This is a genomic window from Youngiibacter multivorans, from assembly GCF_017873395.1.
Classification (GTDB): Bacteria; Bacillota; Clostridia; order Clostridiales; family Clostridiaceae; genus Youngiibacter; species Youngiibacter multivorans.
In genome coordinates, this window is sequence record NZ_JAGGKC010000010.1 from 105,111 (window position 1) to 114,582 (window position 9,472).

Annotated in this window: 11 protein-coding genes and 2 tRNA genes; 1 reads left to right on the top strand and 12 read right to left on the bottom strand. The window is 45.6% G+C overall.

The features are described from left to right. Nucleotides 1-28: 28 nt before the first annotated feature. The 5 genes from J2Z34_RS07525 to J2Z34_RS07545 form a co-directional block, all read right to left on the bottom strand. The gene (locus J2Z34_RS07525) at nucleotides 29-943 is read right to left on the bottom strand and encodes a PSP1 domain-containing protein (protein WP_209459249.1); all 915 of its coding nucleotides are present in this window, start codon (nucleotides 941-943) and stop codon (nucleotides 29-31) included. A gap of 6 nt (nucleotides 944-949) precedes the next feature. After that, entirely contained in the window at nucleotides 950-1,981 is a 1,032-nt protein-coding gene (locus J2Z34_RS07530) for an AAA family ATPase (RefSeq protein ID WP_209459250.1), read from the bottom strand. Between the two features lie 16 nt (nucleotides 1,982-1,997). Next, complete coding sequence (locus tag J2Z34_RS07535) at nucleotides 1,998-2,327, bottom strand: cyclic-di-AMP receptor (RefSeq protein WP_209459251.1); 330 nt, start codon at nucleotides 2,325-2,327, stop codon at nucleotides 1,998-2,000. A gap of 65 nt (nucleotides 2,328-2,392) precedes the next feature. Continuing rightward, complete coding sequence (locus J2Z34_RS07540; RefSeq protein ID WP_209459252.1) at nucleotides 2,393-3,097, bottom strand: dTMP kinase; 705 nt, start codon at nucleotides 3,095-3,097, stop codon at nucleotides 2,393-2,395. Between the two features lie 102 nt (nucleotides 3,098-3,199). After that, nucleotides 3,200-3,751, bottom strand: coding sequence for a hypothetical protein (locus tag J2Z34_RS07545; RefSeq protein ID WP_209459253.1), 552 nt, complete (start codon nucleotides 3,749-3,751; stop codon nucleotides 3,200-3,202). A gap of 316 nt (nucleotides 3,752-4,067) precedes the next feature. On the opposite strand from J2Z34_RS07545, the gene J2Z34_RS07550 reads away from it, so the two are divergent. After that, a complete protein-coding gene (locus J2Z34_RS07550) occupies nucleotides 4,068-5,012 on the top strand; it encodes a magnesium transporter CorA family protein (RefSeq protein WP_209459254.1) in 945 nt (314 codons plus the stop codon). Between the two features lie 45 nt (nucleotides 5,013-5,057). Here the strand turns inward: J2Z34_RS07550 and J2Z34_RS07555 are convergent, their stop codons facing one another. The 7 genes from J2Z34_RS07555 to J2Z34_RS07585 all read right to left on the bottom strand — a co-directional run bounded on the left by J2Z34_RS07555 (nucleotide 5,058) and on the right by J2Z34_RS07585 (nucleotide 9,278). Next, complete coding sequence (locus J2Z34_RS07555) at nucleotides 5,058-5,996, bottom strand: hypothetical protein (RefSeq protein WP_209459255.1); 939 nt, start codon at nucleotides 5,994-5,996, stop codon at nucleotides 5,058-5,060. 151 nt (nucleotides 5,997-6,147) lie between these two features. Then, a complete protein-coding gene (locus tag J2Z34_RS07560) occupies nucleotides 6,148-6,363 on the bottom strand; it encodes a hypothetical protein (protein ID WP_209459256.1) in 216 nt (71 codons plus the stop codon). Between the two features lie 74 nt (nucleotides 6,364-6,437). Further along, nucleotides 6,438-7,019 carry a zinc dependent phospholipase C family protein gene (locus tag J2Z34_RS07565; protein WP_209459257.1) on the bottom strand — a complete coding sequence of 194 codons (582 nt, stop codon included), beginning with the start codon at nucleotides 7,017-7,019 and terminating at the stop codon, nucleotides 6,438-6,440. A gap of 79 nt (nucleotides 7,020-7,098) precedes the next feature. Next, entirely contained in the window at nucleotides 7,099-7,785 is a 687-nt protein-coding gene (locus J2Z34_RS07570; RefSeq protein ID WP_209459258.1) for a copper homeostasis protein CutC, read from the bottom strand. Nucleotides 7,786-7,809: 24 nt separating this feature from the next. Then, nucleotides 7,810-9,000, bottom strand: a complete 1,191-nt coding sequence (locus tag J2Z34_RS07575) for a MalY/PatB family protein (RefSeq protein ID WP_209459259.1) — start codon at nucleotides 8,998-9,000, stop codon at nucleotides 7,810-7,812. Between the two features lie 127 nt (nucleotides 9,001-9,127). Further along, nucleotides 9,128-9,201, bottom strand: a tRNA-Cys gene (locus J2Z34_RS07580). A gap of 1 nt (nucleotide 9,202) precedes the next feature. Next, nucleotides 9,203-9,278 (bottom strand) — tRNA-Phe (locus J2Z34_RS07585). Nucleotides 9,279-9,472: the final 194 nt, after the last annotated feature.

The window sequence follows — 9,472 nt, forward strand, 5'->3', positions numbered from 1 at the left end:
CTAATCTCCTGATGGTTCCCCTCAATTTCTACTTCTCGTCCTTCAATATCTTCTTTATAAGCTTCAAGTCCTCTTTGTCTACAGAGTTCGGGTCGATCTTGATGTCCTTCTCGTCGAAGGTATCCTCGTAATGTCCCTTAAGCAGCTCAATCTCATGAATGCTGAAGGTTTCAATGACCTCTTCAGTCACGAAGTTCAGCTTTACCTTCACATTCTCCTTGACTACGCTGTTGCCAACAACCTCGCCCTTGCCCTTCACTGTGTTGACTATGGATCCGACTCTTGGCAGCTTTCTCCTTATAGTCTCGTAGGAATCCTGCTCATAGTTAAGGCAGCACATAAGCCTGCCGCAGATTCCTGAAATCTTTGTAGGATTCAACGAAAGGTTCTGCTCCTTTGCCATCTTGATGGAAACCGATGTGAAGTCTCCGAGCCAGGTGGAGCAGCACAGTGGTCTTCCGCAGGGACCGATTCCGCCGATCATCTTGGCTTCGTCGCGGACTCCTATCTGCCTCAGCTCAATCCTTGTCTTGAATATGGTCGCAAGGTCCTTAACCAGCTCCCTGAAGTCCACCCTTCCGTCTGCCGTGAAATAGAAGATGACCTTGTTGTTGTCAAAGGTATATTCCACATCCACAAGCTTCATATCAAGCCCATGGGCAATTATCTTCGCTTCACAAAGGGGGAATGCTTCCTTCTCCCTTATCTGGTTCTGTCTGTTCCTGTCTATGTCAGCCTCTGACGCCACCCTAATGACCGGCTTCAGCGGGGACACTATCTCCGTATCATTTATCTCCTTGCCAGCGATGACGCACTGCCCGAATTCTATTCCTCTTGCAGTCTCGACTATCACAGGCTGATCCTTCTGTATGTCATATTCAAGAGGGTCGAAATAATATACCTTGCCAGCCTTCTTGAACCTGACTCCGACTACTTTTACCATTTATGATTAAACCTCCAATAATCTAAGCATGAGTCCGGAGACCACAGTCTCCTTGTTTATGTTAAGCCCCGGCATCACATATCCCCTCATGCCATAAAGGATGTCGAGATATCTCTGCAGAGTGCTGTATGTAGTTTCCCTTGCGAGAAATGAAATGTCCTCCATCAGGATCTTGTCCTTGATTGGATTTTCGGACAGTGACTTTTCCTTGAGAATGCAATCAACGGCATAGGCAAAGTCATCAATGAAATCCGGAAGCTCCGATGTTGATACAGCCTCAAGATACTTTAGTACCCTGAAGTAGTCAGCTCCTCTGCTCCTTCTTGCCTCAACCAGGCCCTTAAGGATATTGACTGATAGGTCCAGAGAATCTTCCCTCATGCCCTTCAGTATTATGTTTTCAGAAATTCCGGGTATGCCCCTGGACAGTGACACCACTTCGTCGATGCTCTCCTTCGATACCTTGAGAGTCCTTTGCGGCTCCACCTTTTTTCTGGATTTTTCTATCTCCTTTTTCAGCGATTCCTCCCTGAATCGGTCCTCTTCGCTCTTGTTGTATGAATGAACGAAGGATTCCACGTATTTCTTCATGTCCCTCTCGTTAAGCGGAAGCAGCCTGTGCATATGGCACCTTGACTTCACAGTCTCGAAAAGAAACATCTCGTTGTCCGTGAGAAGAAAGAAGTAAACACCTGGATTCGGCTCCTCAATGGTCTTCAGGATAGCGTTTTGAGCTTCCCTTCCCATCCTGTGAGCCTCATATATTATAATGACCTTCCTCTCGCCTTCGTAAGGCTTGAGGGAGGCCTCAACGACGACTTCCCTGATCTGTCCCACTGTGACGGTGGTCTTTTCAGGCCTTACCCTCACTATGTCAACAGAATCCCTTCCTTTGATACCCAGAATCTCCCTGGCAAGGTATTCTGCAAAGGCAGACTTGCCGATACCATCTGGCCCCACTATGATATGGGCATGGGAAAGGGTATTGCTCGAAATGGCCTTCAAGAACCTTTCCTTAAGCTTGTCGAAACCAATCATCACAATACCCTCCGATTCAGATCTTTATAAACTGGTCGACATCCACGACGAATATCGTGGCTCCTCCCACTTCAATGTCCACCGGATATGGTACATATACTCCGGTAGTGGTAGACAGAGGCGACGGATTAGTTATCACCTGGTGCCTCGTCCTGCAGGTTTCCTCAACGATTCCAAGCACGATCTCAACCTTCTCTTCGTCAACTCCGATCATAAGTGTCGTGTTGCCTGACTTCAGGAAGCCTCCTGTAGTGGCGAGCTTCGTGACCCTGAAACCTTTCTCATTGAGAAGGTCAATGACATCTATCGCATCCTCGTCATTTACTATGGCTATGATAAGCTTCATCACTTCCACCTCCAGATAAGGGTCCGTTGGAACCCTGTTTATACTATTATACTATAAGTGTCAACTTATTTGCACGGTATGGCCCCCGTCTTTCTCAGCCTTGCCACGGTAGTTCCGAGCACCTCTGAGAATATATCCTCTATAGGCCTCATTTCTCCGCCATAGGTACACATTATCTTCTCCCACTTATACCTATCGGCAACAAAATGGGCATTTTGATACGAGCTTTCCATATGGTGAAGGTCGCTCTCATGTATGTCCTTCTCGTCTTCCCCGGTTATCTTGTTCTTCCTGTCAGCAGTAAGCCGCCTTGACACAGCAGGAGGCACATCGAGAAAAAAGACTATGTCAGGAACCGGAATCCTGTAAATGTTGAACTCAAGGTCGTATTCCCAGTCAAGGAACTTTACCCTTTCGCTCTCGTCAGCTATCTTTGATGCCTGATGGACCATGTTTGCAGTCGCGTACCTGTCAGCAATCACTATTCCGCCTTCTTCATAGAAGTCTTTCCAGCTCGTGTTGAAGGATGCGTATCTGTCCACTGCGAAAAATGAGGACGCCACATATGGCGAAACGGATTCAGGATCCATGCCGAAATCGCCCCTCAGGTACATCTTCACGAGAGCTGAACTCTCTGAATCATAATCCGGATACTGAACCTTCCTTACCGTGAGTCCCATCTCAAGAAGTGCCTTATACAGCTTCTCCGACTGGGTCTGCTTTCCGGATCCATCGGTTCCCTCTATTACAATGACTGTCCCTTTACCCATAAGCTTCTCCGTTTCTATATAATAAGGCTAAAGCCTCCTCTTAGATTATACTTCACACATCGCTTACATAACAAGAAGAGCCCGGCTAAGCCGAGCTCATATCTATCTGTATAGTTTCATCGAATTCTGTATCTTTATAGTCATGCAGGTACTTGGCTTGAAGAAGAACTTCTTTTCCCTTCCGCCATCCTCATATACCAGGCAATACCTGCCTTTCATGAATTCGCATGTGTAGTTGCTTCCCCTGACTTTTGAAACATCGGGATTCTTGCCAACCTCACCGAAGTACCTTATATCAGATACCTTGACTCTTTCCACCAAAAGTGGCTTATCTCCAGTCATCTTGTGTATCAGAAGGTCATCAGCTATTATGGAATACCTGTAGCACTCCTTGGACATAGTAAAGGAACTGTACATCAGGTACAGGAATCCCAATACAAGAACCGTGTCCACGATAATCCTGTATGTTCCAGTAACGCCTGCTGCCTTTGAAAGGTATGAAGCTACAAGAAGCGACAGTGTCAGCGCTATGAGACCGAGAAGCAAAGGTGTTCCTTTTCTCTCTACTTTTTCATTGTAAATGCAAGCCATACTTCCTCCGATGATTGCAGCTCCTTCGTTGGAGCCTGTCCCTGCAGTTTCCGCAGGACCCAATAGATGTATTATACATACATTCCCTTTGATACGCAAAGATTCTTTCGTTTGATTCCGGCTTAAAAAATCTTATTTCAGCCTCAGCCCCCGATTTATGCATCTGGGATGCTTCCACATGCTATTATCTCCTGTTTTCGCTCATTTTCGAGCCTGTCCGATTGCCTGATTTTGACAAGTCAGACAGTAACCGATTGCAAAGGAAAATACAAATCATCATACAGTCATTTAGTATCTTTACCGGAGGCCTGCGCTATGGAAATGGCTTAGTTCTTGGGGTATAATAAAGTAGCCTGTTACGGCCAAGGAGGTGCTTGATATGATTGCAATATACAAAAGCGACATGACTCCACAGGGTGGATTGAAGCAGATAACAAACATTGAACCAGGGTCATGGATCAATCTGGTGGCTCCTCTTGAGCAAGAACTCATGCTGGTTTCCAGGAAGACCGGAGTACCTCTCGAATTCCTGAAGGCTGCCTTAGATGATGAGGAGAGCTCCCGAATCGATATCGAGGACAAGGTCCATCTCATACTCGTGGACATCCCGTTCACTGAGATGGAGGACAACAGCCTCGTATACGACACATACCCCCTTGCGATAATACACACTGAGAATGAGCTCATAACCGTATGTCTCAAGAATTCCAAGATAATTACCGACTTCATAAACGGGAAGATGAAATCCTTCTTTACCTTCAAGAAGTCAAGGTTCATACTCCAGCTCCTGCAGAGAGTATCCATGCACTTCCTTCTCTACCTGAGACAGATTGACAAGAAGAGCGTCCTCATTGAGAAGAGGCTGTACAAGTCCATGCAGAATAAAGAGCTCATACAGATGCTGTCCCTTGAGAAATCCCTCGTTTATTTCAACACATCACTTAAATCGAACGAGGTAACCCTTGAGAAGCTGCTGAAATTAGATCTTGTCAACAGATACGAGGAAGACCAGGACCTTCTTGACGAGGTCATCATAGACAACAAGCAGGCCATTGAGATGGCTACCATATATTCAGAGACGATCACGGGCACCATGGATGCATTCGCATCTGTCATATCGAACAACGTCAACGCGGTAATGAAGTTCCTTGCCGCAGTCACGATCGTTATGAACATACCTGCAATCATAGCCGGAATATACGGAATGAATGTACGGAACATGCCAATGGCTGATAACCCCTATGGCTTCGGATTCGTCATTTCCATAATGCTTATTGCCACTCTTCTAGTATCCTGGTTCCTCAAAAAACGCGATATGTTTTAAAATGAGCCGTTGCATATCAATTTGATATGCAGCGGCTCACCATTTTTAAAGCTTTGTCCTCTCTATCTCATACCTCTTGAACTTTGCCTCATCCATTGAATTCCTTATGACCCTGTAGCTTCCCATTACTCCAAAGAGAAGACCAAGACCAATATTCTTCCATACTTCCACTACATAGAACATCTCGTTGTCAAACAGCGCCCTTGGCGCTATAACCAAAGCATCGACAAATGTCAGCCCGAAGTCGCTGTATACAAGACTCATTGCAACCTCTACAACATTGGCGAAAATTATCGCTATTATGACCGATATGGCTATTATCACAGGCATTCCCGGTCCCACCTTGCCCTTCAGGATCTTGTAACCGAAGTAAGACATGTATGCCATGGCAAAGCCCGCTAAAGCGGCTATGAACCCAAAATATGATATCACAAGCCATACAACACTTCCAAGCAGCGCTCCGATTATGGCTCCGATGGCTCCAGTGAAATAGTTCCCGGAAACCATTAGAGTCTCCTTCTCATTCCGGTACTCCTCCTCGATCCCTGTAACACAGCTTCCACAGATTTCAGTGCTTATTCCTCCAATGGAGTAGGAATGATACCTTCCATTCGCTCCGCAATTGTAGCAGGAATTTGCAAGTCCAAGGGCTTTGAATTCAGAGGTAACTGATTCAAGAACCTCCATGGCCTTTTCGACAGTAGCCTTCACTGACATTGACCTTGGCAGGACCATACTCATGGCATGCCCGCCGTCAAGCCTGTATGTAAGCCTATACGGTTTCCTTATGGACTCAAGATGATCCTTAAGGTCTGACTCCCTTCCCTTTCCGTCAAAATCAACTGAGGTTATCAGGTTGAGCATGTTGCTTTGGTCGATATACAATGTGAACCAGTATCCGCCATAATCACCGTGAATGTTGTTCCCGCTGCCCTGTAAGCTCAGCCTTTCCGCCAGCTCCTTCAATAGCTTGTCCTGTGCCATTCTGCACCCCCCGCTTGCGCACTGTAAGTACACCTATAATCAACATTATCTACGAGCGCGCAAAGGCTGTCAATGACTCATCTGGTCATGACAACCCTATCTTTACCAATTTTATCCAACTCCTCTCAGTCGGATTTTTTTGAAGCTGTGACTATCTATAAAGTATCTCCAAACCTTCGTTCATTTTTCTTTTTACCTTACCCTTAAGCAGTTTGCAGGTAAAACGGTATATGTATACCCCTAAAAAACCTATTGAAGCCCCTATGACTCCAAATCTGGAAACCAAAAGAAAAGCAACACTTGCCAAAAGCATACCGAAGCATGCATCAATTGCCTCGGTGCCAAAAGTTTTGAATATTTTTATCATCTCTACTTCCCCCGGTATATGTCATTAGTTTCTCCAGTAACCATATCCAGAGCGCCGCAAAGGCTGCCAATGACTCATCTGGTCATGACAGCCGTAAAGTTTTCCCTATCCAGTTTAAAGCCTGACAAGGCTTGCTGCCTTACAACAATTTCGCATGTGCTAAGTGCTGCGCCAATGGCAAACAGGATGTCATTTTCCAATGACTCCGATGCCCTTTGGTAAGTTTTCCGCAAATCCATTATAATAGTGCGCACATCCCTTCCTTCAGTGATGTGGACGCCCTCGGTGAGATTCAGATCATCCTTTATAAGCATATACTCAGAATGCAGCTTGGCTTCATAGAAAAAGTGGTCAAAATAGTCATCATGCTTCTCATCGTCAAGATGATACCTGCAGAAGTAGTCACATGCAAAATGCGTGATTATTCCAAGGTTCCTTGAAAATTCACCGATATCCAACCTTTCGGAGGCAATAGCGGCGCAAACACTTTCGACAAGTCCTATGCTTCCCTCGAAGGTGTGCTTTATGTTGTTCATCCTTTTATCCAGGTCCGGCAGGACATTGCCGTACCTGAACTGTTTCCTGTCCATAATAATATCCCCATTCAGGATTTCAAAGATAGTATCAGCCATTCTAAGATGTGTGAAGAAGTTCATTCCGCACCTCCCTATATGCCAATTCTATCTTTTTATCATTATGGCTATGTCATGCCGTTGTTAATTCGAGGAAAACTCTCTAATGCCCGGACATTGCAGCCCTGTATTTTTCAACCAGCTCCCTGGCGTCCTCAAGGTCAACCGGATTAAGCCTCTCACCCTTCCTTATGGCTGTTCCAACATGAAGATGGCAGCCCTTAAGCGTCTTTGTCAGAAACTGTATGTTATGGTACTCTATCCCACTCCCCACAAAAAGTCCGAGTCTGCCCTTCTTGTCAGCAATTTCCTTAAGAATCCTGAAATTCTCGAATGCCGAACCAGGACCGCCTGAAGTCAGGATCTCCTGACACCTCTGATACCTCTTGAGAATCTCCAGCGACTCCATAACGTTCGATGACCTGTCAATCGCCCTGTTGAAAGTGAATTTCAGGTTTGTATTGCCAAGCACATAATCAATTGCTGCAATATCGGGCATCCCGTCCGGATTAAGTATACCTATGCTGGTACCGCTGCAACCCAGTTCGCTTATCATCCAGGCATCGCCCTTCATGACATCAAGGTCCCTATGGTTGTACACATATCCTCTGGAATGAGGTCTAATTGTCACAAACACCGGAATTGAAACATTCCTTACCACCTGCTCGATGAGTCCATAGCTCGGAGTGAGTCCTCCCTCGGAAAACGCTGTTCTAAGGTCTATCCTGTCAGCACCTGCCTTCTCTATCGTCAATGCATCCTCTATACTGGCAGCTATCATCTGTATCATAATCCTTTACCTCCTCTGACAGAATTACCTTACGTGTTTCCTCAATGCATTAGCCATCCTCTCGAGCCCGTCCATCATGACTTGCTTCGGACAGGCAATGTTCATCCGTTCAAAGCCCGCGCCTTCTCTTTTTCCGAAAACATATCCTTCATCGAAGAACACCATAGCTTCCATATGCAGTATCCGTTCGAGCTCAAGGAAATCTATCCCCAGCGGTCTGAAATCCATCCACACCAGATACGTTCCCTCCAGTGGATAAACCTTGACTTCAGGCAGCCGTTTTGCGAGAAAATCTTTCAGCGCAAAATAGTTGTTGTGTATTGTCACAAGCAGCTCATCAAGCCAAAGCTCTCCTTTGTCGTATCCCAGCTCGCAGGCCTTATAGCCCAGCATATTAAGTGAAAAGAATCCGGTCTTGTCCAGTTCGTCCTGATATTTCATCCTGAGATCAGCATTAGGAATGATGACATTGGATACATGCATGCCTGCCAGATTGAAGGTCTTGCTCGGCGAGGTGCATACGATGCAGTTGTTCTTCGCCTCATCTGACAAAGCTGCAAATACAGTATGCTTAAAGCCCGGCATAACCAGGTCATTGTGTATCTCATCCGAAATTACCGTCACGCCATTTTTCAAGCAAATCTCAGATATCTTTTCCAGCTCCCATCTCTCCCATACCCTGCCCACAGGGTTGTGAGGACTGCAGAACAGCAGTACCTTGTTACTGGGTTCTGATGCAAGTCTTTCAAGCTCATCAAAGTCGATCTCGTATCTGTCACCTCTTACAACAAGAGCTGTTCTCACAATTTTTCGTCCCGTCTTCTTTATCGCACCGTAGAATGGGTAATAGACAGGTGTCATAATGATGACTCCTTCACCTGGTTCTGCAAACGCCTTGACAGCATTATAGAAGGCCTGTACGACACCCGGTGAGCCGATTATCCACTCAGGCTCTATATTCCAGCCATGCCTTCTTTCCATCCAGCTGCATACAGCACTGTAGTAATCCTCTGTCGGAACCGCGTAGCCCAAGATAACATCATTAAGATATTCCTTCAGCCCTTCTATTATCTCAGGAGCATTTTTGAATTCCATATCTGCCACTGAAAATGGAACTATATCCTCAGTCACCGACGGGTTCCATTCCTTCATCTGATTATACTTTTCAGATCCGGTGTCGTGTCTGTTAACAATTGTCTCAAAGTCATGTACCATTGATTACCTCCGTAAAATCCAAATTCCCATAATCCTTCATTATATTCAATTCTACCCTTTGTAGTCCGAACTTTGAAGTGAATAACAAAAAACTCCTTAAAGCATTTGCCTTAAAGAGTTTTTTATTTGGAGGCGCCAACCAGATTTGAACTGGTGGTGAAGGTTTTGCAGACCTCTGCCTTACCACTTGGCTATGGCGCCATGGTGGCTTCACTCGGAATTGAACCAAGGACACGAGGATTTTCAGTCCTCTGCTCTACCAACTGAGCTATGAAGCCGAATGAACCATGGGTTCATTTATCCGTTCCTACAGATTCGAAGAATCGCAGAACGGCTATGCAAACTATTCATCTGCATTAGATGAAACAAGTTTCATCATTGAGAGATATGCTCCCTCAAAACTCCATATACCTGAGAAACGTTTCAATTCTTTTTGATCAAGCCCTCGATCTATTAGTATGAGTCAGCTGAA

What these genes read in the sequence shown, in the direction of transcription:
- J2Z34_RS07525 (WP_209459249.1), bottom strand. Translation starts at nt 943, where the DNA reads ATGGTAAAAGTAGTCGGAGTCAGGTTCAAGAAGGCTGGCAAGGTATAT.
- J2Z34_RS07530 (WP_209459250.1), bottom strand. Translation starts at nt 1,981, where the DNA reads ATGATTGGTTTCGACAAGCTTAAGGAAAGGTTCTTGAAGGCCATTTCG.
- J2Z34_RS07535 (WP_209459251.1), bottom strand. Translation starts at nt 2,327, where the DNA reads ATGAAGCTTATCATAGCCATAGTAAATGACGAGGATGCGATAGATGTC.
- J2Z34_RS07540 (WP_209459252.1), bottom strand. Translation starts at nt 3,097, where the DNA reads ATGGGTAAAGGGACAGTCATTGTAATAGAGGGAACCGATGGATCCGGA.
- J2Z34_RS07550 (WP_209459254.1), top strand. Translation starts at nt 4,068, where the DNA reads ATGATTGCAATATACAAAAGCGACATGACTCCACAGGGTGGATTGAAG.
- J2Z34_RS07555 (WP_209459255.1), bottom strand. Translation starts at nt 5,996, where the DNA reads ATGGCACAGGACAAGCTATTGAAGGAGCTGGCGGAAAGGCTGAGCTTA.
- J2Z34_RS07560 (WP_209459256.1), bottom strand. Translation starts at nt 6,363, where the DNA reads ATGATAAAAATATTCAAAACTTTTGGCACCGAGGCAATTGATGCATGC.
- J2Z34_RS07565 (WP_209459257.1), bottom strand. Translation starts at nt 7,019, where the DNA reads ATGAACTTCTTCACACATCTTAGAATGGCTGATACTATCTTTGAAATC.
- J2Z34_RS07570 (WP_209459258.1), bottom strand. Translation starts at nt 7,785, where the DNA reads ATGATACAGATGATAGCTGCCAGTATAGAGGATGCATTGACGATAGAG.
- J2Z34_RS07575 (WP_209459259.1), bottom strand. Translation starts at nt 9,000, where the DNA reads ATGGTACATGACTTTGAGACAATTGTTAACAGACACGACACCGGATCT.